This window comes from Cupriavidus sp. 291-E7 (genome assembly GCF_057798835.1).
Genome location: NZ_JBYOJV010000004.1, coordinates 89702 through 114040, shown reverse-complemented (window position 1 = coordinate 114040; position 24339 = coordinate 89702). Strand labels below are relative to the sequence as shown.

The 24339-nt window shown below is 65.0% G+C and carries 21 protein-coding genes; 14 read left to right on the top strand and 7 right to left on the bottom strand.

Translation table 11 applies throughout. The annotated features are described in order from the left end of the window. The 7 genes from AC3FLX_RS09095 (at position 1) to AC3FLX_RS09065 (ending at position 6093) form a co-directional block, all read left to right on the top strand. On the top strand, positions 1–972 hold the full coding sequence (locus tag AC3FLX_RS09095; RefSeq protein ID WP_488695793.1) for a GlxA family transcriptional regulator: 972 nt from the start codon (positions 1–3) through the stop codon (positions 970–972). 129 nt (positions 973–1101) lie between these two features. Beyond that, complete coding sequence (locus tag AC3FLX_RS09090) at positions 1102–1854, top strand: SDR family oxidoreductase (protein WP_488695791.1); 753 nt, start codon at positions 1102–1104, stop codon at positions 1852–1854. 14 nt (positions 1855–1868) lie between these two features. After that, positions 1869–2369: an Ohr family peroxiredoxin gene (locus AC3FLX_RS09085; RefSeq protein WP_488695789.1), complete on the top strand. Its 501-nt coding sequence runs from the start codon at positions 1869–1871 to the stop codon at positions 2367–2369. 397 nt (positions 2370–2766) lie between these two features. Beyond that, entirely contained in the window at positions 2767–3246 is a 480-nt protein-coding gene (locus tag AC3FLX_RS09080; RefSeq protein ID WP_488695788.1) for a carboxymuconolactone decarboxylase family protein, read from the top strand. A gap of 4 nt (positions 3247–3250) precedes the next feature. Beyond that, positions 3251–3658 carry a cupin domain-containing protein gene (locus tag AC3FLX_RS09075; protein ID WP_488695786.1) on the top strand — a complete coding sequence of 136 codons (408 nt, stop codon included), beginning with the start codon at positions 3251–3253 and terminating at the stop codon, positions 3656–3658. A gap of 161 nt (positions 3659–3819) precedes the next feature. Further along, positions 3820–5028, top strand: coding sequence for an NAD(P)/FAD-dependent oxidoreductase (locus tag AC3FLX_RS09070; protein ID WP_488695784.1), 1209 nt, complete (start codon positions 3820–3822; stop codon positions 5026–5028). Between the two features lie 312 nt (positions 5029–5340). Further along, entirely contained in the window at positions 5341–6093 is a 753-nt protein-coding gene (locus AC3FLX_RS09065) for a response regulator transcription factor (RefSeq protein WP_488695782.1), read from the top strand. Here AC3FLX_RS09065 and AC3FLX_RS09060 read toward each other — a convergent pair. The 5 genes from AC3FLX_RS09060 to AC3FLX_RS09040 all read right to left on the bottom strand — a co-directional run bounded on the left by AC3FLX_RS09060 (position 6087) and on the right by AC3FLX_RS09040 (position 11425). Next, positions 6087–7304, bottom strand: a complete 1218-nt coding sequence (locus tag AC3FLX_RS09060) for a DUF3734 domain-containing protein (protein ID WP_488695781.1) — start codon at positions 7302–7304, stop codon at positions 6087–6089. The two genes, AC3FLX_RS09065 and AC3FLX_RS09060, sit on opposite strands and share 7 nt — an antisense overlap. Before the next feature lie 79 nt (positions 7305–7383). Then, positions 7384–8166: a 3-hydroxybutyrate dehydrogenase gene (locus tag AC3FLX_RS09055; RefSeq protein ID WP_488695779.1), complete on the bottom strand. Its 783-nt coding sequence runs from the start codon at positions 8164–8166 to the stop codon at positions 7384–7386. 15 nt (positions 8167–8181) lie between these two features. After that, complete coding sequence (locus tag AC3FLX_RS09050) at positions 8182–8937, bottom strand: acetoacetate decarboxylase (protein ID WP_488695777.1); 756 nt, start codon at positions 8935–8937, stop codon at positions 8182–8184. 307 nt (positions 8938–9244) lie between these two features. Then, positions 9245–10021 carry a 3-hydroxybutyrate dehydrogenase gene (locus tag AC3FLX_RS09045; RefSeq protein ID WP_488695776.1) on the bottom strand — a complete coding sequence of 259 codons (777 nt, stop codon included), beginning with the start codon at positions 10019–10021 and terminating at the stop codon, positions 9245–9247. Between the two features lie 12 nt (positions 10022–10033). Next, positions 10034–11425 carry a GntP family permease gene (locus AC3FLX_RS09040; protein ID WP_488695774.1) on the bottom strand — a complete coding sequence of 464 codons (1392 nt, stop codon included), beginning with the start codon at positions 11423–11425 and terminating at the stop codon, positions 10034–10036. A 269-nt stretch (positions 11426–11694) separates the two neighbouring features. Between AC3FLX_RS09040 and AC3FLX_RS09035 the strand changes: the two genes are divergently transcribed. Beyond that, positions 11695–13224: a sigma-54 interaction domain-containing protein gene (locus AC3FLX_RS09035; RefSeq protein ID WP_488695773.1), complete on the top strand. Its 1530-nt coding sequence runs from the start codon at positions 11695–11697 to the stop codon at positions 13222–13224. 70 nt (positions 13225–13294) lie between these two features. Then, the gene (locus AC3FLX_RS09030; protein WP_488695771.1) at positions 13295–15202 is read left to right on the top strand and encodes a sigma-54-dependent Fis family transcriptional regulator; all 1908 of its coding nucleotides are present in this window, start codon (positions 13295–13297) and stop codon (positions 15200–15202) included. A 29-nt stretch (positions 15203–15231) separates the two neighbouring features. Here the strand turns inward: AC3FLX_RS09030 and adh are convergent, their stop codons facing one another. Beyond that, complete coding sequence (adh, locus tag AC3FLX_RS09025; RefSeq protein ID WP_488695769.1) at positions 15232–16752, bottom strand: aldehyde dehydrogenase; 1521 nt, start codon at positions 16750–16752, stop codon at positions 15232–15234. 230 nt (positions 16753–16982) lie between these two features. On the opposite strand from adh, the gene AC3FLX_RS09020 reads away from it, so the two are divergent. The 3 genes from AC3FLX_RS09020 to AC3FLX_RS09010 all read left to right on the top strand — a co-directional run bounded on the left by AC3FLX_RS09020 (position 16983) and on the right by AC3FLX_RS09010 (position 20989). Continuing rightward, positions 16983–18047 (top strand): transporter, encoded by a 1065-nt coding sequence (locus AC3FLX_RS09020; protein WP_488695768.1) that lies wholly within the window; start codon positions 16983–16985, stop codon positions 18045–18047. A 100-nt stretch (positions 18048–18147) separates the two neighbouring features. Continuing rightward, positions 18148–19098: a polyphosphate kinase 2 gene (ppk2, locus tag AC3FLX_RS09015; RefSeq protein WP_488695766.1), complete on the top strand. Its 951-nt coding sequence runs from the start codon at positions 18148–18150 to the stop codon at positions 19096–19098. Positions 19099–19288: 190 nt separating this feature from the next. After that, positions 19289–20989 carry a M30 family zinc metallopeptidase gene (locus AC3FLX_RS09010; protein ID WP_488695764.1) on the top strand — a complete coding sequence of 567 codons (1701 nt, stop codon included), beginning with the start codon at positions 19289–19291 and terminating at the stop codon, positions 20987–20989. A 15-nt stretch (positions 20990–21004) separates the two neighbouring features. Here AC3FLX_RS09010 and AC3FLX_RS09005 read toward each other — a convergent pair whose 3' ends face one another. Next, positions 21005–22096, bottom strand: coding sequence for a substrate-binding domain-containing protein (locus tag AC3FLX_RS09005; protein ID WP_488695762.1), 1092 nt, complete (start codon positions 22094–22096; stop codon positions 21005–21007). A gap of 136 nt (positions 22097–22232) precedes the next feature. On the opposite strand from AC3FLX_RS09005, the gene AC3FLX_RS09000 reads away from it, so the two are divergent. Both AC3FLX_RS09000 and AC3FLX_RS08995 read left to right on the top strand, forming a co-directional pair. Beyond that, complete coding sequence (locus AC3FLX_RS09000) at positions 22233–22748, top strand: formate dehydrogenase subunit gamma (protein WP_488695761.1); 516 nt, start codon at positions 22233–22235, stop codon at positions 22746–22748. Continuing rightward, the gene (locus AC3FLX_RS08995; RefSeq protein WP_488695759.1) at positions 22745–24301 is read left to right on the top strand and encodes a formate dehydrogenase beta subunit; all 1557 of its coding nucleotides are present in this window, start codon (positions 22745–22747) and stop codon (positions 24299–24301) included. The genes AC3FLX_RS09000 and AC3FLX_RS08995 overlap by 4 nt, the downstream gene beginning before the upstream one ends. Positions 24302–24339: the final 38 nt, after the last annotated feature.

Here is a 24339-nt window from a genome sequence, read left to right as displayed (position 1 = left end):
ATGCCGCGCAACGTACTGTTCGTGGCATATCCCGACGTCAGCCTGCTCGACCTTGCCGGACCCCAGACCGTGTTCTGGGCCGCATCCAACTACGCACGCGAACGCGGCCTGGCGGGTTACCGCTGCCATACGGCCAGCTTCTCGGGCGGCAAGGTCGAAACCGTCGAAGGCACCACGCTCGATTCGGTGTCGCTGGCGACGTTCGATCTGCGCCTGGTGGACACGGTCATCGTGCCGGGGTCGCCCACCATTCTTGAAGTGGCCAAGAACGAAACCTCGCTGATCGAATGGCTGGCGGGCGCGTCCCGCACGGTGCGGAACATTGCATCGGTCTGCAGTGGCGCATTCCTGCTGGCGTTTGCCGGCCTGCTCGACGGCAAGCGTGCTACCACGCACTGGGCCATGCTCGATCGGTTCCGCGAGCTGTTCCCAACGGTGGACCTGGACCCCGAAGCCATCTTCGTGCGGCAGCGGAACCTGTGGACGTCGGCCGGCGTGACCACCGGTATCGACCTGGCGCTGGCAATGGTGGAGGCCGATTATGGCCACGAGGTGGCGCTCAACTCGGCCAAGGAACTCGCCGTCTACATGAAGCGGCCCGGCGCGCAGCCACAGCTCAGCGAGATGCTGATCTCCCAGAGCCGCCAGGTGCCCGTGTTCGAATCGCTGCACCTGTGGATCGTCCAGAACCTGTCGAAGGAAGAACTTTCGGTCGAACAACTGGCGGAGCACGTGGGCATGAGTCCGCGCAACTTCGCGCGCGTCTACAAGGAAAAGACCGGCCGCACGCCTGCCAAGGGCGTCGAACACTTCCGCCTGGAGGCCGCGCGCCGCCAGTTGCAGGACCTGGGCCGGCCCATCGAAGTGATTGCGAGCGATTGCGGCTTCGGCAGCGAAGAGCGCATGCGCGTGACGTTCCAGCGCCACTTCGGGTTATCCCCAAGCGAGTACCGGCTGAAGGTCAACCGCTAGGATCGTCCCGATCCGATTGATGCAATTCAGGAAACACCATGCGTCCAGCACTGGTCTGGTGCCAGCCTCCGGCCGGGCCTAGCATGGGGGTTATGTGGACGCGGTCCACCCTGAGCATGGAGATGCATCATGAAGATTGTTGTCATAGGCGGCACCGGGCTGATCGGCAAGAAGGTTGTGGCGCGGCTGGCCGCACAGGGACATGAGGTGCTGGCGGCCTCGCCTGGCACCGGCGTCAACGCGGTCACCGGCGAAGGCCTGGCACAGGCACTGGCCGGTGCGCAGGTGGTGGTGGATGTAGCGAACTCGCCCTCGTTCGAGGATCAGGCGGTGCTGCAATTCTTCGAGGCGTCGGGCCGCAACCTCGCGGCGGCCGAGAAAGCCGCGGGCGTGGCGCACCACGTGGCGCTGTCCGTGGTCGGTACGGACCAGCTCGACCAGAGCGGCTACTTCCGCGCCAAGATCGCGCAGGAAGCGCTGATCCGTGGCGCTGGCATCCCGTACACGATCGTGCGCGCCACGCAGTTCATGGAGTTCCTCGGCGCCATCGCCCAGTCGGCGGGACAGGCCGACACGATCACCATGACGTCGGCGTTCATCCAGCCAATTTCTTCCGATGACGTTGGGCACGCCGTGGCGGACGCGGCACTGGCTGCACCGGTCAACGGCATCGTCGAAATCGCCGGCCCCGAACGTTTCCGCATGAGCGACCTCGTGCAACGCTATCTGCAGGACACCGGCGACAAGCGCGCCGTCAAGGCCGATCCGGCAGCTCCCTATTTTGGCGCCACGCTGCAGGAAGGCACGCTCGTGCCCGCAGGCGAGGCACGCCTTGGCCACATCCACTATGAGGACTGGATTCGTCCGCAATTAAAAAAATAAGCCGGAGACACTTCATGGATAACGAGAGGTTGCAACCTCCGCCATTAACACTGCTCGATAGATACCGGGGTCAAGGATTCACCGCGCTGTACACGACAACCGTCACCGTGTCCGGTGGCGAAGCCGGGCACGGCCGCGCTTCCGGCGTAGCCAGGTCAGACGATGGCAATCTCATCCTCGACCTGCGGTTGCCGGCGGCGCTCGGTGGTCCGGGGAGTGGCACCAATCCCGAGCAGCTTTTTGCCGCTGGCTACGCCGGGTGCTTTCACGGCGCCCTGAGCCTGCTTGCCAAGCGTGCAGGTGTCGATATGACGCACGCCACGGTCGCCGTGGAGGTGGCATTCGGCCGCGACCCGGTTGACGGTGGCTACGCACTGATTGCCGAGATTCGCGTTCGCATGCCGGGGGTGGAACGCGCGGTTGCCGAGGAACTGGTGCGCAACACCGAGCGGTTCTGTCCCTACGCCAAGATGGCCCGCGAGGGCATTCACAGCGTCGTGAGCGTCATCGACTGATCTCACGTTGTCCGTCCCTGCCAGGATGCCGGCGGTCTGTCCGCCGCCGCTCCTGGCACGGACAGCCGGCGAGCCGCTGCAACGGTGGCTCCATGACGCGTTGCGACAGGCGCTTGCCAGTCGAGCCGGCATCGCATGACTTCCCCAATCCATTGATTCATTGATTCAAGGCGAGGCGCGCGCGCCTACATTGCCTTTGTCATGGCCATGTCGCGCAAAACAGCGTCTCCTACGCTGCACGCGCCGATTGGTGCCGGTGTGACAACAGTGTGGGCACTGTCGCGGCACTACCGGCGCACGCTGCCGCGCACTACGATTCGATTCAAGCAGTACCCGCTGCGCGTGTGGCGCGCCGGGCTCGGTAAGTGTCATTCCCTTCGTCCTGCAGGAGAGATCCATGTCGCAACGTTTGAACTACTTTCAGCAATCCCCGGAACTAACGAAAAAGCTGGTCGAGCTGGGCGCACTGTTCCAGAAGACGACGATCGAGCAGAGCATCCGCGAACTCGTCGAGATCCGTGCGTCGCAGTTGAATGGCTGCGCTTTCTGCGTCGACATGCATGTCAAGCAGGCCAAGATCCACGGTGAGCGCGAACTGCGCCTGCACCATGTAGCGATCTGGCGCGAATCGACGCTGTTCGCCCCGCGCGAGCGCGCCGCGCTGGCCTGGACCGAGGTGCTGACCAACCTGCCGGCCCACGGCGTGCCGGACGATGTCTTCGAGCGCGTGCGCACCCAGTTCTCCGAGAAGGAATTGTCGGACCTGACGTTCCAGATCGGTGCGATCAACGCATGGAACCGGCTCAACGTCGCATTCCAGATGGTGCCCGGCTCGGCCGACAAGATGTTCGGCCTCGACAAGGCCGGACTGGAGTAAAGCCATGACGCGCGTTCTTTCCATCGCGGCCCTGCTCGCCGCGGCATGCATGGCGCTGGCGCAGCCGGTGTTTGCCGCATCGCCAGAGGTCAAGGTCACCGAGCTGACCAGGGAGCCGTTGCCCGAGTATCCGGGCAAGGAAGTCGAGATGATCGTCGTGGAGTATCCGCCGGGCGGCTACGACCCCGTGCATCGTCACGACGCACATGGCTTCATCTATGTCCTGGAAGGCACCATCGTCATGGGCGTGAAGGGCGGCAAGGAAGTCACGCTCAAGGCGGGTCAGACCTTTCATGAAGGCCCCGACGACGTCCATACCGTCGGGCGCAACGCCAGCAAAACCAAGCCGGCCAAGTTCGTCGTGTTCCTGATCAAGAAGCAGGGAGCGCCGATCCTGACGCTCGAGAAGTAAGCCGCTCCAGCCAATCAGCCAATCAGCCGGCAGGCGCCCTCCGGGCGCGCCTGCCGCGCGCATCCGTTTTACCCGTTCCATCCGCCACGATCCGCCGGCGCCTGCGTGCCACGCGGCCGGTGTCGTTCGTCCATTAGCAACTGAAGAGTGAGGTCATCAACATGAAGCGAAACATCCTGATCGTCGGCGGCGGATTCGCCGGACTCTGGACAGCCCTTGGCGCGGCGCGCGTCGTCGACATGCAAGGCGACGCCGCCTCGGACATCGAGATTACGCTGGTGTCGCCGCGTCCCGAACTGCATGTGCGTCCGCGCCTGCACGAAACCCATCCCGAGCAGATGGCCGTGCCGTTCCAGCCGCTGCTGGATGCCGTTGGCGTGAAGTACCTGGAAGGCAGCGTCGAACGCCTTCATCCGAGTGATCACAGCGTCGACGTCGTCACGGCCACGGGCCGTACGCAATCGGTAACCTACGACCGCCTGGTGCTGACCAGCGGCAGCCGCCTGTTCCGCCCGCCACTGCCCGGTCTGGCCGAGCACGCCTTCGCGGTCGACCAGATCGATGAAGCCGTCAAGCTGCGCAAGCATCTGGAGGGCCTGGCATCGCAACCGGATACCGCCGCGCGCAATACGTTCGTCGTCGTTGGCGGCGGCTTTACCGGGCTGGAAGTTGCCACGGAGCTGCCGGTCCGGCTGCAAGCGATCTTCGGTGACACGATGCGTCCGCGCATCGTGGTGGTGGAACGCGCGGATGCGATCGGCCCGGATCTCGGCCCCGGCCCGCGTCCGCAGATCCTCGAAGCACTCGAACACCTCGGTATCGAAACACGTGTGGGCGGTGGCGTGGTGTCGTTCGATGCGAACGGCGTGGTCACCGGCACCGGCGAACGCATCGATGCCAGCACCGTGATCTGGACGGGCGGCATGGTGGCCAGCGCGCTGACCGCGCAGGTAGGACCGGCAGTGGATCGCCAGGGCCGGCTGGAAGTCTCCGGCGACCTGCGCGTCACCGGTGCCAAGGACATCTTCGGCGCTGGAGACGTGGTGCGCGCGCTGACCGATGACGACGGCCACTATTCGCTGATGTCGTGCCAGCACGCGCTGTTCATGGGCCGCTTTGCGGGCCACAACGTAGTCGCCGACCTGCTGGGCCTGCCCACGCTGGAATACCGGCAGCCGTTCTATGCCACCTGTCTCGATCTGGGATCGTGGGGCGCGGTGTACACCGAAGGCTGGGACCGCGACGTCAAGCTGACGCATGCCGAGGGCAAGGAACGCAAGATCATGATCAATACGCAGTGGATCTACCCGCCCGCACCGGTACGCGAGCAGGCGCTGGCGGCAGGCGATCCCAATATCTCGTACGCGTAACGCACAACACGTCACGCATAACACGTAGCGCGTATCGACCGTTGTTCGCTCCCGTTGGCCGACGCCTTCCACCTCCGGGGGCGTCGGTCTTTTTTTGTACTGCCATCCGATGCGTGTTATCGCGGCCAACGTTGCCCCGCTGGCGCGCCGATTGGTGCGCGAATGGAAACGCGGCCTCCGCTCGCCGCGTCTTGTTGCAGCACCCGGGGCTTTCTAGACTTCCATCAACACAGTCGCACAGTGTGATCTCAGGCAATGCGCCAGTGCGATGACATCCCTTGTACAGCCATACCGGAGCCCATCGTGAACGCCATGACATCCAAGCCCATCCGCGGCCGCGACACCATCGAACCCGTGGTCTATATCGTCGACGACGACCCGGACATGAACGACGCGCTGGCCGATCTGCTGTGCTCGGTCGGTATCCGTTCCAGATCGTTCCTGTCGGCCGATGCATTCCTGGCGACGCAGATCGAGGCGGTGCCCGGTTGCGCGGTGATCGATGTGCGACTGCGCGGCGCCAATGGGCTTGAAGTCCAGCGCGAGATGATCCGGCGCGGCATTTGCGTGCCAGTGGTGTTCATCACCGGACACGGCGATATCGAGATGACCGTGCGCGCGATGAAGGCCGGTGCGATCGATTTTCTGGCCAAGCCATTCCGCGACCAGGACTTCCTTGATGCCGTCACGGGCGCGATTGCCGTCGATCGCAGCAAGCGCCAGGCACTGCAATGCTGCGACGATCTTCGCGCGCGTTACGCGACGCTGAGCGGCCGCGAGCGCGAAGTGATGGCGCTGGCGGTATCCGGCCTCATGAACAAGCAGATCGCGGGCAGGATCGGCATCAGCGAGGTCACGATCAAGATCCACCGTAGCCGCGCCATGCGCAAGATGGCCGCGCGCACCTTCGCGGACCTTGTGAAGATGGCGATCGAACTCGATCTGCCTGCCAATGCGGAGTCCGCCTTCGCGGCGGTGGCTGCATTGACGCCGATAACGGCGGCACCCGTGCTGGCACCGCGCCCGGCGATGGGCGCGGCGTCACAGATGATGGCCGCCTACTGACGCGCTTCGGCGTTGGAGCGGTGGATGTCGTGCGTGACGAACGGATACTCGTGCGTCGGCATGGCCAGCCATTCGGGGTGCAGCAGCGTGCCGCGAATATCTTCGAGTCCGCTCTTCCAGTGCTCGCGCATCGTCAGCGGACCGAACTGGAAGTCCTTGGCGCTGCCTTCGAACGACTTGTCTCGATAGATCAGCTGAATCACATTGCGGCGTGCGTCGCAGGCGTGGGCGGCGGCGCGCTGGTACGCATCGCTCTGCCGGCGGGCGGCCGGCACCAGGTCCAGCACATCGCTGAGCAGGCGGCGGAAATTCTGCTGCTCGCTCATGTAGTCGGTGATGAAGCGGGTGCGGCTTGAATACTGGATGTCCTTCTGGCGCGTGGTCACGCCATCGAGGTTATGGGGCAGGGCGCCGCGCGCGCTCCATAGGTCCACCTGGAAGATCAGCGCGTTCCGGCGCGGCTGTTCCCGAAGAATCGCCTGCAGCGGCGTGTTCGAGACCAGGCCACCATCCCAGTAATATTCCCCGTCGATCTCCACTGCCGGAAAGCCCGGCGGCAAGGCACCGGAGGCCATGAAGTGCTCGGCACGCAGCCGCATCCGGGTGTTGTCGAAGTACACGAAGTTGCCGTTGCGCACGTTCACGGCACCCACCGACACGCGCATCTCGTCGGGACGGTTGATGCGGTCGAAGTCGGCAAAGCGTTCGAGCGTGGCTTTCAGCGGTTGCGTATCGTAATAGCTCGCGCTGTGCGCGGTTGCGGGCTGCGCAAAACCGGTGGGCCACAGGCGGGGCGAGAAGAATCCGTTCTGGCCTTCCACCAGCGCGCGCGCGGCCTCCATGCCGTCAAACCAGATGCGCAGCGGGTCTGGCCAGTGCTGCGCGCTGTCGGCAATCATGTCGTAGGGAATCAGGCTGGGCAGCCACGGCTGCCGGCAGATGTGCTGCCAGAATTCGCGCAGCTTCGTCACGCGATGCTCGGGCGCGTTGCCCGCGATGATCGCCGCATTGAGCGCGCCGATCGAAATGCCTGCCACCCAGTTCGGCTCGATACCGGCTTCGGCAAGGCCCTGGTAGACGCCCGCCTGGTACGAGCCGAGTGCGCCGCCGCCCTGCAGCACCAGTGCCTTGACGGCGTAGCCGCCATCCACGGCGGTACGTACCGCCGCGGCGCCGGAGGTGCCCTGCAAGTCCTGTCTCTCTTGAAACATGATGTGTCTGCTCCTGCGTTGTCGGTTGTCGCGCCCCGCCGCTGGCCGCAAGCGCCGGAGGCGGGGCGCGGCCGCGCGGTTATTGCATGTACCAGCCGTGGCTGACCACGAACGACTGGCCGGTCAGCGCGGCCGACGGATACGCGCACAGGAACAGGGCAGTCTGGGCCACATCGTCGACCGTTGTGAACACGCCGTCGACGGTGCCGCCCAGCATCACGCGACGCACTACTTCTTCCTCGCTGATGCCGAGCTCGCGCGCCTGCTCCGGAATCTGCTTGTCCACCAGCGGCGTGCGAACAAAGCCGGGGCAGATCACATGCGAGCGCACATTGCGTTCGCCACCTTCCTTGGCCACCACGCGAGCCAGGCCCAGCAGGCCATGCTTGGCGGCCACGTAGGCGCACTTGAGCGGCGAGGCTTCGTGCGAATGCACCGATCCCATGTAGATCACGGTGCCGCCGCGGCCTTCGCGGTACATATGGCGTAGTGCGGCGCGCGTGGTCAGGAAGGCGCCATCGAGGTGGATGGCTTGCATGCGCTTCCAGTCCGAGAAGCTGTACTCGTGGATCGGATTGACGATCTGGATACCGGCATTCGAGACCAGGATGTCGACGCCGCCGAAGCGGTCCGCCACGGCTTCCGTCGCACGGTCCACGGCCTGCTCGTCGGTGACGTCCATCGCCACACCCATCGCCAGGCCGCCGGCGGCCTCGATCGAGCGGGCGACCTTGACGGCCGCTTCCTCGTTGAGATCGGCCACGGCCACGGCCGCGCCTTCACTGGCCAGCAGTTCCGCGATGGCCTTGCCAATACCGCTGGCCGCGCCCGTGACGATGGCCGATTTGCCTTGAAGCTTCATGATGGTTCTCCGGAATCAGGGTTGGGATGGTTTCTGCAGGTAATCGAAGACGACTTCGCCAAGGCCCAGCGTCAAATCGGCCACATAGTGCTTGGCGCCCAGCACTTCGAGCACCGGCAGCGATGCCACCGGTGCCAGTGCGTGGGGGAACAGGGACAGCGCCGCCGGGCCGCTCCATGCGCCCTTGACATCGACGTCCTTGAGGAAATAGCAGACCAGCTCGCACACGCGCGCCGTGCCATCGACGTGGGGCAGGATCTTGAGCAGGTAGTTCGGCGTGTCGGTCAGCGCGTCGCGCACCTGGCCGGGCGGGATGCACTTGTGCTTGTAGCCCATCGTGCCTGTGGCCACGCGCACCGGGCCATAGTCGAGCGTGCCGAGCAGCGTGTCTTTTTCGACCGAGAGATGCGGGCTGGCCAGCTTCTTCGGAAAGCCCCAGATCTCGCGCCCGCCGGCCAGCGGCGGATGGTCATCCAGGAACATCGAGTGCGTGTAGTTGCCGGGCCGGCCCTGGTATGTCACCGGGATGACCTGGCCGGATTCGGTGTAGTCGCCAAAGCCCGTGGAGTCGGGCATGCGGATGAACTCGTAGTGCACCACCGGGTCGGTCACTTCCAGCGGCTCGGGTACCACTGCGCGCAGCAGATCGGGATCGGTGCGGTAGGAAATGACGAAGTATTCCCGCTGCAGGAACCGGTACGGTCCCATCGGATAGGCCGGGCTGCATAGTGGCGTGGCGTAAGCGCGCTCCCGGATGGTCTGGATGTCCATGACTGGCCTCCTGAACAATGCCGTGCCGCGACGCCGCCGTCCCAATGACAGTGGCGCATCGCGGCCCGGGATCATTCTGGTAGGCCAGTGATTCGGAAGCCATCACACGTCGGTATCGTTGGGGCGATGCTTACGTATGATGGCTGCTGACACCCTGGGGACATGGTGCAGAACACCGCACGTGGCGGTGTGTCGACCCGTGTGCGAAGGCGGTGCCGGTTAGTGATCCGCGGAAGAAAAAAAGCCCCGACGTGTGTCGGGGCCTCTGGCGACATTGGGCCACACCATGTGGGCCAGGGACAAAGCGCTACTGCGCCGTCCATCCCCCGTCCATCGCCCACGCCGCACCGCGCACCTGGTCGCCGAACGGCGAGCACAGCATCAGCACGAGGTTGCCGAGCTGTTCGGGCGTGACGAATTGCCCCGATGGCTGCTTGTCGGAGAGCAGACGGGCCTGCGCCGCCTCGGTGGTGATGCTTTCGCGCTGCGCGATGGCATCGATCTGCGCGGCCACCAGCGGCGTCAGCACAAAGCCCGGGCAGATGGCGTTGCAAGTGATGCCGGTGGCGGCGGTTTCCAGAGCGGTCACCTTGGTCAGGCCCACCAGGCCGTGCTTGGCTGCCACATAGGCCGACTTGCCTGCCGAACCAACCAGGCCGTGCACCGAGGCGATGTTGATGATGCGGCCCCAGTTCGCGGCACGCATCGCGGGCAACGCCAGGCGCGTGGTGTGAAAGCCGGAGCTGAGGTTGATGGCGATGATGTCATCCCACTTCTGCACCGGAAAATCTTCCACGGGCGACACATGCTGGATGCCGGCGTTGTTGACGACGATGTCCACGCCGCCGAACTGTTGGGTGGCCAGCGCGAACATCGCTTCGATTTCATCGGCGCGGCGCATGTCGGCGCCGTGATGAATCGCCTGCGCGCCGGTGGCGCGGATGGTTGCCAGGGCGGCATCGACGTCGCCGAAGCCGTTCAGCACGATATTGGCACCGGCCTGCGCCAGCGCCTGTGCGATACCGAGTCCGATGCCGCTCGTGGAGCCGGTGATCAGTGCGGTCTTGCCTTGCAGATTGACCATGATGCCGCTCCCTTAGACCAGACCCGTCATGTAGAACACCGAGATCACGAAGAACACGGCCAGCGTCTTGATCAGCGTGATGGCAAAGATGTCGCGGTACGACTCGCGGTGCGTCAGGCCGGTCACGGCCAGCAGCGTGATCACGGCACCGTTGTGCGGCAGCGTATCCATGCCGCCGCTGGCCATCGACACCACGCGGTGCAGCACTTCCAGCGGAATCTGCGCGGCCTGCGCGCCCTGGATGAATACATCGGACATCGCAGCCAGCGCGATGCTCATGCCGCCCGATGCCGAACCGGTGATACCGGCCAGCGTGCTGACGGACACCGCGGCGTTGACCAGCGGGTTTGGGATGCTGCGCAGTGCATCGCTGACCACCAGGAAGCCGGGCAGGGCGGCAATCACGCCACCGAAGCCGTATTCCGATGCGGTATTCATCGATGCCAGCAGCGCGCCCGATACGGCGCTCTTGGTGCCTTCGGCAAAGCGCGAGCGCACCGCACCGAACGCGGTGACCAGCACCACCACGATACCCAGCAGCAGGGCGCCTTCCACGGCCCAGATGGCGGTTACGCTGGCAATCTTGGTTTCCACCGGCTTGGGCAGGCCCGGCAGCGACACGCTGTTGGCCTGGCCGTACCAGAGCGGGATCATGCGCGTGAGCCAGAAGTTGGATACGCCAACCACGACCAGCGGCAGGATGGCCAGCAGCGGCGGCGGCAGCTTGCCGCCTTCCACACGTTGCGGTTCGTTGATCAGGTTCGTGCCATAGCCTTCACCGCGTGCCGCGGCGGCGCGGCGGCGCCATTCCAGGTAGGACAGGCCAACGATGATGATGAACAGCGAGCCGGCCACGCCCAGCGCCGGTGCGGCCCACGACGTGGTCTTGAAGAACGTGGTCGGAATGATGTTCTGGATCTGCGGCGTACCCGGCAGCGAATCCATCGTGAACGAGAACGCGCCCAGCGCGATCGCGCCCGGCATCAGGCGCTTGGGGATATTGCTCTGGCGATACAGCTCGGCCGCGAACGGATAGACCGCGAACACCACCACGAACAGCGACACGCCACCGTAGGTCAGCAGTGCGCAGACGGCGACGATCACCGCATTGGCGCGCGAGCGGCCGATGTAGCGGATGGCGGCCGCCACGATCGACTCGGAAAACCCGGACAGCTCGATGACCTTGCCGAACACGGCGCCCAGCATGAACACCGGGAAGTAGAGCTTTACGAAGCCGACCATCTTCTCCATGAAGATGCCGGAAAACACCGGCGCCACCGCCGACGGATCGGTCAGCAGCACCGCGCCCAATGCGGCCAGTGGGGCAAACAGGATGACGCTGTAGCCGCGATAGGCGGCAAACATGAGGAACGCCAGTGCGGCGAGCACTACGACAAAAGACATGGGGTCTCCATTGCTTGTTCTTGAATGCGGTCGAGCAGCGGCAGGGTGCGTAGCGATGCTGTCGAGCGATAGTCCCTTGGTCATATGACAGGGGTCGCTTCAATAGCACGCTCTGTGCCACATCCAAAAGTTACGATTACGCCGCAAATAGTGTATCCCGGCGGGCTTTGTCTCATCGTTGAGACAACGCAAGCGACGCGCGGAACGCAGAAGTCTTCAATGTGAGACACTTCGCGTCCACGAATCGAGACAATCAGGACCCCAAAAGCATGCACAAGATCGCCGACGAAGGTGGCGCACTGCTGTTCGACTATGACTACGTGGCGCGCCGCGCGATGGAGTCTTTGTTCCGCACATTCGAGAATTTCAGCGAAGGCACCTTTGTGGTGGACGAACACGCGCGCGTGGTGTGGATCAACAAGCGCTATGCGGCCCGCTTTGGTTTTACGAACCCGCAGGACGCGATCGGGCTCGATTGCGAACAGGTGATTCCAAACAGCCTGATGCGCGAAGTGGTCACCACGGGCAAGCCGATCCTGCTGGACCTGCTGGAAACGGACCGCGAGCCGATGATCGTCACGCGCCTGCCGATCAAGGACGACAGCGGCCGCACGATCGGCGGCGTGGGCTTTGCGCTGTTCGACGAACTGAAGGCGTTGACGCCGATCTTTGCCCACTATTCGCGCGTGCAGGCCGAGCTTGCGGCGGCACGCCGGTCGCTCGATCACGCGCGCCGCGCCAAGTACACGTTCGCCAGCTTCGTGGGCACCAGCCCCGCCGCACAGGAGGTCAAGCGCCAGGCTCGCCGCGCCGCGCTGGTGGAGTCTCCGGTGCTGCTGCTTGGTGAGACCGGCACCGGCAAGGAGTTGCTGGCGCACGGCATTCACGCGGGCTCGGCGCGTGCGGAGCGGCCGCTGGTGACGGTCAACGTCGCGGCCATTCCCGATACGCTGCTCGAAGTGGAGTTCTTTGGCGCCGCGCCGGGCGCTTACACGGGCGTCGACCGCAAGGGGCGTGTCGGCAAGTTCGAGCTGGCCGACGGCGGCACGTTGTTTCTCGATGAAATCGGTGACATGCCGCTGGCGCTGCAGAGCAAGCTGTTGCGCGCGCTGCAAGACCGGGAGTTCGAGCCGCTGGGGTCGAACCGCATCGTGCGTAGCGATGTGCGGATCATCGCGGCCACCTCGGCAGACCTGCCTGCGCTGGTTGCCGAGGGCAGGTTCCGTGCCGATCTCTATTACCGGCTGAACGTGCTGACGATCGAACTGCCGTCGCTGCGCGAACGCCGCACCGATCTGCTGCCGCTGGTCTATGCCATCGTCGAAGAACTCAGCATCAAGGCCGAGCGTCATCCGCTGGGCTTGCAGGACGACGCATTGCAACTGCTGCGCGACTACGACTGGCCCGGCAATGTGCGCGAGCTGCGCAACGTGCTGGAACGGGTGGTGATGCTGTGCGACGAGGATTCCGTCGATGCCGCCACGCTGGCGCCCTTGCTGGGCGCGCGGCGCGCGAGCCTGCCCGTGGCCGTGGCGCCTGCCGCGCAACTGGTTGAGCCGCTGATCGAACCGCAGCCCGTGCTTTCGCCAGCCATCGTGCCGCAGCCGCAGCAGTCGCCGTCACTATCATCACTGCTGCCGGCACAGAACTATGCCGAAGCGATGGCGCAGTTCGAGGCCGCCTTTCTGGCGCAGGCACTCGATGCATGTGGCGGACGCGTCGCAGAGGCCGCCGCGCGTATCGGCATCAGCCGCGCCGCTTTCTACAAGAAGTTGGCCGCATCGCGTAGCGGGCTGTGATATGGTCCCCGGCAGAGATGCTCCGCCCTGTCCGTGACGGCGGCGAGAGGTCCTGCCAGGAGACCAGTCGATGCGCAATTCCCTGACGTTCCAGGAAGCCTTGCAGTCCGACGTGCTTGCCACCGGACTCGACGACACTGCCGACCGCCATGAACTGCTGCGGCGCGCGCATCACCGCTCGGCCGGATTCGGTCTCGATGCGGCGCAGACCCCTGACTACCATCCATTGAGCCGCCGCGCGCTCGGCGAGCGCGTGGATTGCAGCCGCGCGCTATACCGTCACGCATTGCCGGTGATGGAAAGCCTGTACCGGCAGGTGGCCGGCACGGACAGCATGGTATTGCTCAGCGACAGCAGCGGCGTGATCCTGCATAGCGTCGGCGATGGCAGTGGCAACGGCTTTGCGGCGCGCGCCCGCGACGTGGCGCTGGCACCTGGCGTGTCGTGGTCCGAGGCCAGCAAGGGCACTAACGCCATCGGCACCGCACTGGCCGAAGGACGGCCCGCCATCATCCACGGCGACGAACATTTCCTGCATGCCAATCGCCAGCTCACCTGCTCATGCACGCCGATTGCCGGACCTACCGGTGCGTGGCTGGGCGCGCTCGACGTCAGTGGCGATCCGCGCGGATTCCAGCCGCACACGATGGCACTGGTGCGCATGTCCGCGCAGACCATCGAGAATCAGTTGTTCGCGGCCCAGTTTGCCGACGCGCTGGTGGTGCGCTTTCATGCCCGGTCGGAACTGGTCGGCACGCTGTTCGAGGGCATGGCAGCGTTCTCGTCCGACGGTACGTTCCTGGCCGCCAACCGTAGTGGCTGGTTCCAGCTAGGCATGAGCGCGGACACGTTGGCTGGTGCGGCCTTCAGCGAAGTGTTCGCGCTACCGATGCCACCGACGGGAACCGCCGATACGCTGCTGCGCGAACTGGCACTGCCCAGCGGCGTGCGCATTTATGCCAGGCTGTCGCATCGGCCGGAAACGGTGAAGCCGGTCAGCCAGACGCAGACCGCGGTGCCACCGGCGTCTGCGCTGGCGCGGCTCGACACCGGCGATGCGCGCATGGCCGCGGTGTTGCAGCGCGTGGCGCGGCTGCGTGGCCGCGACATTCCGTTGCTGATCCTCGGCCCGACCGGATCGGGCAAGGAATGGCTGGCGCGCGCCGTGCACGCCGATTCACCGCGCGCCGCTGGCCCGTTCGTGGCCGTCAACTGCGCGGCGATTCCGGAAACGCTGATCGAAGCCGAGTTGTTTGGCTATGAGGAGGGCGCGTTCACCGGCGCGCGACGTCGTGGTCACGCCGGCAAGATCGCGCAGGCGCACGGCGGCACGTTGTTCCTGGACGAGATTGGCGACATGCCGCTGGCCCAGCAGGTGCGGCTGGTGCGCGTGCTGCAGGACCGCGCGGTGACCGCGCTTGGCGGCGCGCACAGCACGCCCGTCGATATCCGCATCGTATGCGCCACGCACCGCGATCTGCGCGCGCAGATGGCCGACGGCACGTTCCGCGAAGATCTCTACTACCGTGTGCACGGGCTTGCCGTGACATTGCCCGCGCTGGTCGAACGCAGCGATTTCGATGAATTGGTATCGCGCATTCTGGATGCGGAATGCGGGTACGGCCCGCAGCGGGTGTCGGCGAGCGCGATGGCGCGCCTGCGCCGCCATGCATGGCCCGGCAACCTGCGCGAGCTTTCGAGCGTGCTGCGAACCGCTGCGTTGATGGCCGAAGGCGAGGCGCGGATCGACATCGACCACCTGCCCGAAGAACTCTGCGGACCGGATGCACATGGCGTTGCCGCGCACGCCAACGCCAACGCGCAGGCCCCCGGCAGTGGCGGCATGCGCGAGTGGGAAGCGGCCCGCATCCGCGACACACTCGCACGCCACGGCGGCAACATCAGCGCCGCGGCGCGCGAGCTTGGTGTGTCGCGCAACACGATCTACCGGCGGCAGCGCCAGCGCCGTACAAAGTAAGGCAGCGCGGCCCGCCGGTTTGGCAAGGCTCAGAAGAATCCGAGCGGATTCGGGTTGTAGCTGACCAGCAGGTTCTTGGTTTGCTGGTAGTGGTCCAGCATCATGCGATGGTTCTCGCGGCCCACGCCAGACTGCTTGTATCCGCCGAAGGCCGCATGGGCCGGGTAGGCGTGATAGCAGTTGATCCACACACGCCCGGCCTCGATGCCTCGGCCCATGCGGAACGTGCGCGCCCCATCGCGCGTCCAGACACCGGCCCCCAGGCCATAGAGCGTGTCATTGGCAATCGCCAGCGCTTCTTCCTCGTCCTTGAACGTGGTCACCGACACCACCGGCCCGAATATTTCCTCCTGGAAGATGCGCATCTTGTTATGGCCTTCGAAGATCGTGGGCTTGACGTAATAGCCGCCGGCCAGATCCCCGGACAGCCTGTTCCGCTCGCCGCCGGTCAGTACCCTGGCGCCTTCCTGCTTGCCGATGTCGATGTACGACAGGATCTTCTGCAACTGTTCTTCCGATGCCTGCGCACCGATCATCGTGGCGCGGTCCAGCGGATGACCCTGGCGGATCGCTTCCACGCGCTTGACCGCGCGCTCCATGAACGCCTTGTAGATCGACTCCTGGATCAGCACGCGCGAGGGGCAGGTGCAGACCTCGCCCTGGTTCAGCGCGAACATCGCAAAGCCTTCGAGGGCCTTGTCGAAGTAGGCGTCGTCGGCGGCCATCACGTCTTCGAAGAAGATATTGGGCGACTTGCCGCCCAGCTCCAGCGTCACCGGAATCAGGTTTTGCGACGCGTATTGCATGATCAGCCGGCCCGTGGTGGTCTCGCCGGTAAAGGCCACCTTGGCAATGCGCGGGCTCGATGCCAGCGGCTTGCCCGCCTCGACGCCGAAGCCGTTGACGACGTTGATCACGCCGGGGGGCAGCAGGTCATGCAGCAGCTCCATCAGTACCAGGATGGAAGCCGGCGTCTGCTCGGCCGGCTTGAGCACCACGCAGTTGCCGGCCGCCAGTGCCGGAGCAAGCTTCCATACCGCCATCAGCAGCGGGAAATTCCACGGAATGATCTGTCCCACCACGCCCAGTGGCTCATGGAAGTGATAGGCGATGGTGTCGTGGTCGATCTCGGAAATGCTGCCTTCCTGCGCGCGGATACAGCCGGCGAAGTAGCGAAAGTGGTCCACGGCTAACGGCAGGTCGGCCGCCGATGTTTCGCGCACGGGCTTGCCGTTGTCGATGGTCTCGGCGACGGCCAGCAGCGTCAGGTTGGTCTCGATGCGGTCGGCGATGCGGTTCAACAGATTGGCGCGCTCGGCCGTGGAGGTCCGGCCCCACGCGGCACGCGCGCGATGGGCGGCGTCCAGCGCGGCTTCGACGTCTTTCTCGTTCGAACGCGGCACGCGCGTGAACGGCTTGCCGGTCAGCGGTGTGACGGCCTCGAAGTACTGGCCATCCGCGGGTGGCACCCAGGCGCCGCCAATGTAGTTTTCGTACTGCTGCTTGAACGGGTAGGACACGCCCAGCTGGGCAATTTCGGCCATATTCATGTCTCGCTCCACGTGATCGTTGGATGTCGTTGGAAAGTGCCGTGTGGCACGGCGAGACTGACTGCAAGCGCCGTGCCGGGGATGGGTCCGACACAGGCATGCGGGATGCCGGCCGATGTTGCGGCTGGCGGTGTGTTCCAGAATGGAACAGCTGTTGCGGGCTGGCACAGCCGCGCCGATCGTCACGGCGACGTGATAACGTCGCGCGAGGCAACGTGAATGGAGTTTGCATGCAATCGGGCATTGTCGAAGCCGGCTATGGTTCCGACCCGGTCGGTCTGGTCAGCGGTTTCCTGTTCGAACCGGGGCGGCCGGGGCGCGAGATCGATTCCCACGCGGCCGCCGCCTGGCTTCGTGATCACCGGCCGGCAGATCCGGACGAGACGGCGAAGTATGTGGAGCAGGGTGAGCGCCCGTTCGTCTGGCTGCATTTCAATTTGTCGCACAGTGCCTGCGAGCGCTGGATGCGCGCCCAGCTCGACTTGCCGGAGGACTATTTCGAGGCACTGCGGCAGGGTTCGCGTTCCACGCGCATCGAGCGCCAGGACGAAGCCCTGCTGGCCGTGGTCAACGACGTGATTTACAACTTCGGCGTGACCTCGACCGACATTTCCACACTCTGGGCGCATGCGGATCAGCGCCTTGTTGTGACGGCGCGGGCGCGCCCGCTGCGATCGGTGGACCGTCTGCGCGCGGCGGTGCGCCGTGGCGAGATGTTCGGCTCGCCGCTGAAACTGGTGGTGCACCTGCTGCAGGACCAGGCCGATGTGCTGGTACAGATCGTGCGCGAAACAGGTGTCAATGTGGACCAGATCGAGGACCAGTTGCTGTCCCAGCGGCTGCAGTCGAACCGTGCGGACCTGGGCGCCATGCGGCGTGGCCTGGTCCGGCTGCAGCGGCTGCTGGCCCCGGAGCCTGGTGCGTTGTTCCGCCTGTTGAATCGTCCACCTGTCTGGCTGCAGGAGAGTGACTTGCAGGAGTTGCGCGAGTCGACCGAAGAGTTCTCGCTGGTGCTGAGCGACCTGGCCGCGCTGGTGGAGCGCATCAAGTTGCTGCAGGAAGAAATTGCAGCCAAGCTCAATGAACAGACCAACCGCACGCTGTTCACGCTGACGCTCGTCACGGTGCTGGCGCTGCCGATCAATATCGTGGCCGGCTTCTTCGGGATGAACGTCGGCGGCATTCCGCTGGCCGAGCATCCACACGGCTTTTGGGTGCTGGTGGTGCTGGTGGCCAGCTTCACCGTGCTGGCGGGGCGCTGGGCGTTCCGCAAGCAGGAGAGCGGCATGATGTGATGTATGGTGCCTCTATGACAATTCATCGAATTGCCACGAGGCAGGCGTACGATGGTTCACCAAGGCGCACGCCGTTCGGCGGACGCAATGGAGGAAAGCGATGAACTACAACGATGAAGACCTGATCCGGCGCATACACCGCGAAGTCGCCGATTATTACGACGAGGAACTCGAACTCGAGCTGGAAGACCGCGACCCGATGCTGGTGCAGGCCGTGCTGGCTGGCGAGGCGGGCGGCCCGGGGGACAACAGCAATCTCAATGGCGACGAGGCCGAGCGTGCCGAACGTCATCGCTACTTCCGCGAGCTGTTCCGACTGCAAGGTGAACTGGTCAAGCTGCAGAGCTGGGTGGTGGCCACGGGCCACAAGGTGGTGATCCTGTTCGAAGGGCGCGATGCCGCGGGCAAGGGCGGTGTGATCAAGCGCATCACCCAGCGGCTGAACCCGCGCGTGTGCCGCGTGGCCGCGCTGCCGGCACCGAACGATCGTGAACGCACGCAGTGGTATTTCCAGCGCTATGTGTCGCACCTGCCCGCCGCTGGCGAGATGGTGCTGTTCGACCGCAGCTGGTACAACCGTGCCGGCGTGGAGCACGTCATGGGCTTCTGCACGGACGAACAGTACGAGGAATTCTTCCGCTCGGTGCCGGAGTTCGAACGCATGCTGGTGCGCTCGGGTATCCAGGTGATCAAGTACTGGTTCTCGATCACCGACGACGAGCAGCATATGCGCTTTCTGAGCCGTATCCACGATCCGCTCAAGCAGTGGAAGCTGAGCCCGATGGACCTGGAATCGCGCCGCCGCTGGGAAGACTACACGCGCGCCAAGGAAATCATGCTGGAGCGCACCCACATTCCCGAAGCCCCGTGGTGGGTGGTGCAAGCCGTGGACAAGAAGCGCGCGCGGCTCAACTGCATCCACCATCTGCTGCAGCAGATGCCGTACGTCGAGCCGCCGCAGTCTTCCATCGTGCTGCCCCAGCGCGAGCGCCATGCCGACTACACGCGCCTGCCGGTACCGGACAACATGATCATTCCGGAGATTTACTGAGCCTTGCACGCGCATCGCCTTGCGTGCGTATCACGACGGATTGAAACGGCCGTTGCATCGAATCATCGGGAAAAGCGATGTAACGACCGCTAAACCTGGTGCTATTCGCGTCGTTATTGGGTGACCACTCCCGCGTGGTGCGCATGCGCGCGCCCGCCGAGGGAGACCGCTTTGTTTCGGAGTCCCCCAGATGCGTCGCATGACCCTGCGTGCCGGAGCGCGCGCTCGATTGTCCACCGGGTTGACCGGTCTTGCGGCACTGGCCGCGCTGGCCCTTGCCGCCTGTGGCGGCGGGGGTGGCGATGACGGTGGCAGTGCCGCCAGCACCCAGGCCACCACCACCACTTCCACCGAGCCGATGCTGGTGACCGGGCTGACCCAGTCATGCGCGACTTGCGGCGCGGTCACGGCCAGCAGCTACTCGGGCACCGACGCCGGTATCTGGGGCTACCAGAACGGAAACGGTGCCGCGGTTGACGTGCAATATTCCATTTCCGGCGTGACCGGCAAGTCGGTCTGGCTTCAGCTTTACAACCTCGGCGGTGCGGCGGTGGCCATGCCGGCCGGGCTGTCTTCTCGCGTGGCTTCGGAATTGATCTCGCCGCAGTCGCTGACCCAGGGTTCGACCGAAGAAGCCATGCGGCGCGCCATCGGCGAGTACAACCGTGCGGGCTGGATCGATGCCACGCGCCCATCGGGCGATCCGATGCTGAGTACGTTGAGCGCGCCGGCGCCGCTTGCCACCGCGATCGGCACCACGGCCATGAGCGAGGGCGCCAGCCGCAACTGGTATCACATCGATGGCACGCAGCGCACGGCCACGCTGCGCAAGCAGCTGACCGCCAGTGACGGCACTCGCGTCAACGTCTGGGCGGAGGCCGCCGAAGCCACCAACGTGACCGACACGATGGTCGCGGACCTGGCCAACGCGTTTGCCGGCACCGGCATGGTCTACGACCGGCTGGTCGACGTGGGCGGCAAACTCTGGGGTGCCAACCAGTTCGGCACGTCGATGCTGCCGTCCGGCGTGCCGGTGGATATCGTCATCCTCAACTTCAACCATGATGCCAAGCCCTACGGCACCGTCGGCTATTTCTGGGGCGTGCACAACTTCCTCAAGACCAAGGAAGCAAACAGCAACGAATCGATTTCGCTGTACCTCGACAGCGAAACGATGACGCTGGGCGGGCCCGACGGCGTGCGGTCCGTCAAGATCACGATGGCGCACGAGGGCACCCATATGCAGAATTTCTATCGCCGCCAGGTGAGCATGGGCGCGAGCTCCGCCTATGACACGTGGCTGGAGGAAATGACCGCGATGCAGATGGAAGACTTCCTGAGCGGGGCGATCGTTTCCAACTACAACCCGATCCGCGATGTCCGTCTGCCCGATTACTACCGCTACAGCGACTACAACTGCAACCTGACCGAATTCACCGGCTTTGGCGCATCGTGCGAGAGCTACGCGGTGTCGGGCAGTCTCGGCGGCTTCCTGAACCGCCAGCTCGGTATCGGCTTCTATCGCGATCTGCTGACGCGCCAGGCGGCCGATTCCCGCCTGGTCCTGGCCGGAGCGATCCAGGCGGCCCGGCCGGGCTGGACCTTCGATCAGGCGATGTTGAGCTGGCGTGCCACGACGAACAGCAACATGCCGCTAGGCCGCTCGCCCGGCAACTACGGGTATCCGGCCTGGTCGGACGGCACCTACACGCTGCCGGAGATCGACCCGTCGGCATCGACGTACACCGCGCTGCGCAAGCTGCCGGCCACCGCGCCGTCGATGCTGCAGGGCTATGCCAGCTACATCGCGCCGCGCAGCGCCAGCAACGACGTGTACAGCGACAAGGTGCGCGTGCCGGCCGGCGTGGCGCTGTCGGTGGTGGTGTATTGAAGGCCCAGGGGTGCCTTAAAGCCGCACCCCGGGGAATGCTTCCGCAAACGTGAGCACGGTCCCTGTCAGTTCGCCGTCATAGCCGGGCAGGGCGTTCACGCGGTCGCGGAAGCTGGCGCTCTTCATGGCGGCCACCGCGCCGGTCAGGGCGGGGCTTTGCAGCGCGTCCGATTCCAGTGCAAAGAAGTAGCGCTCCTTGAGCACCGGCACGAATTCGAGGTTGAAGTGGCGAGCGGCCGTTTCCACGCCAAAGCCGACGTCGGCCATGCCGCTGCCGATATAGGCGGCCACGGCGGCGTGCGTGAATTCGCCGTTGCTGAAACCCTCGATCCCGTTGCTGTCGATGCCGCGTCGTGCCAGCATCAGGTCCAGCAGCAGGCGCGTGCCGGAGCCTAGCTGGCGATTGACGAAGCGCACATCCGAGCGCGTCAGGTCTTCCAGCGAGTGGATGCTCAGCGGATTGCCCGGGCGCACGAAGAGTCCCTGCTGGCGCGTGGCCAGGTGGATCAGACAGTGCTTTTCGGGGTGCAGCCAGCGCAAAAAGCCACGCAGCGTTTCTTCCTCGAATTCGCCGATCGGTACGTGAAAACCCGCAATGTCGCAGGCGCCCTCGGACAGCGCGGCGGCGGCCTCCAGGCTGCCGCAGTACTTGAGGTCGTGGCGTACCTTCTGCTCGTCCAGAAAATCACGTAGCGCGGCCACGGCAAAACCGTGGCTGGCGTGGATGCGTACGGTGGGGTCGCTGGCCGCCATCAGCTTCTTGAGCTCGATCTCCAGCTCGGAGGCCAGGCTGTCCAGCGTCGGCGACAGACGCGCCGCGATGCGCTTGCTGGCCCACACCAGCTGCTGCGCCAACGGGGTTAGGGTAGACCCTCGTCCACGTGTTTTGGCGATGAGCGCACCGCCGAACAAGGTTTCCGCATCACGCAAAATGCCCCAGGCGTAGCGGTATGACAACGCCATCGCCTCGGCGGACTGGGCAATATTGCCGGTGGATTCGATCAGGCCCAACAGGGCCACCAGACGTGACACATCCAGTGCTGGCGCGGGCGCCGGGGAGGTGTCGTCGCGGATCTGGAGGTGCGGAAGGATCGAGATGCGTAGCATATGCGGAAAATAGCATATTGAACGGTGCAAAACACGGTCCTATAGTCGCACAAAGAGGCCGAAACGCCCGTTGTGATGTTCCCGAATATGAATAAAAAAGCCGATATCGGGATCGACAGAACAAAATGGAGACAGCATGCCAGAGACCGCCATCCCCACGGCGCCAGCCGGCAGTGGCAACACCGCACCAGACATCCTGCGCATCGTCGCGGCCAAGCGTGACATGCCGGGGGCGTTGCTGCCGATCCTGCACGATATCCAGGACAGCCACGGCTTTATTCCCGACGATGCAGTACCCGTCATCGCCCGCGCGCTGAACCTGTCGCGCGCCGAAGTGCATGGCGTCATCACGTTCTATCACCACTTCCGCCAGCAACCGGCCGGCCGCCATGTGGTTCAGGTTTGCCGTGCCGAGGCCTGCCAGTCGGTAGGCGCCGACGCGCTGGCCGAACATGCGTGCCGCAAGCTCGGTTGCGATTTTCATGAGACGACGGCCGATGGCCAGTTCACGCTGGAGCCGGTCTATTGCCTCGGGCAATGCGCGACCGGCCCGGCCATGATGATCGGCGAGCGTCTGCACGCACGGGTGGACGCAAAGCGCTTCGACAAGCTCGTCGATGCGGTACGTGAAGACGAGGAGGCCCGCGCATGACCACGACCATCTTCGTACCCCGCGACTCCACCGCGCTGGCACTCGGTGCGGATGAGGTGGCGCAGGCCATCGCCAGCGAGGCCGCAAAACGTGGCGCCGATGTGCGCATCGTGCGCAACGGATCGCGTGGCATGTTCTGGCTTGAACCGCTGGTCGAGGTGCAGACCGATGCGGGTCGCGTCGCGTACGGCCCTGTGACCGAAGACGACGTCGGCGCGCTGTTCGACGCCGGCTTGCTGACGGGCGGCCCGCATGCGCTGGCGCATGGCCTGACCGACGAGATCCCGTTCCTGAAGCAGCAGGAGCGCCTGACCTTTGCGCGCGTGGGCATCACCGATCCGCTCTCGCTCGACGACTACATCGCGCACGAAGGCTTTGCCGGCCTGACGCGCGCGCTGGCGATGTCGTCCGAACAGATCGTGCAGGAAGTGCTCGACTCCGGCCTGCGCGGTCGCGGCGGCGCGGCGTTCCCCACGGGCATCAAATGGAAGACGGTGCTGGCCGCGAAGTCGCCGGTCAAATACATCGTCTGCAATGCCGATGAAGGCGACTCGGGTACGTTCTCCGACCGCATGGTCATGGAAGACGATCCGTTCATGCTGATCGAAGGCATGACGATCGCGGGCCTGGCCGTCGGCGCGGAGTCCGGCTACATCTACACGCGGTCCGAATACCCGCATGCGATTGCGGCCACCGAAGCCGCCATCGAGATCGCCACGCAGGCGGGCTGGCTTGGCGACAACATCCGCGGCAGCGGCAAGCGCTTTACGCTGGAGGTGCGCAAGGGCGCCGGCGCCTACGTGTGCGGCGAGGAAACGGCGCTGCTGGAAAGCCTGGAAGGAAAGCGCGGCGTGGTGCGCGCCAAGCCGCCACTGCCGGCGTTGAAGGGTTTGTTCGGCCAGCCGACCGTGATCAACAACGTGATTTCGCTGGCCACGGTGCCGGTGATCCTGGCGCGCGGTGCAAAGTTCTACCAGGACTTCGGCATGGGCCGCTCGCGCGGCACGCTGCCGTTCCAGATCGCCGGAAACATCAAGCAGGGCGGGCTGGTCGAGAAGGCGTTCGGTGTGACGCTGCGCGAGCTGATGTTCGACTTCGGCGGCGGTACGCGCAGCGGCCGCGCCATCCGCGCGGTGCAGGTCGGTGGCCCGCTGGGCGCGTACCTGCCCGAGTCGCGCTTCGATACGCCGCTCGACTACGAGGCCTATGCCGCATTCGGTGCGGTGGTGGGCCACGGAGGCATCGTCGTGTTCGACGAAACCGTCGATATGGCGAAGATGGCGCGGTATGCGATGGAATTCTGCGCGATCGAGTCGTGTGGCAAGTGCACGCCATGCCGGATCGGTTCCACACGTGGCGTCGAGGTGATCGACCGCATCATCGCGGGCGACCAGCCGGTCAAGCATGTGGCCCTGGTGCGCGATCTGTGCGACACGATGCTCGCGGGTTCGCTGTGCGCGATGGGAGGCATGACGCCTTACCCGGTGCTGTCCGCGCTCAACGAATTCCCGGAAGACTTCGGGTTGTCGGCAAAGCCTGCCCGCGCCGCCTGATTGGCATTTAAGAACGACGCGCCTCTCAGGGGCGCGCA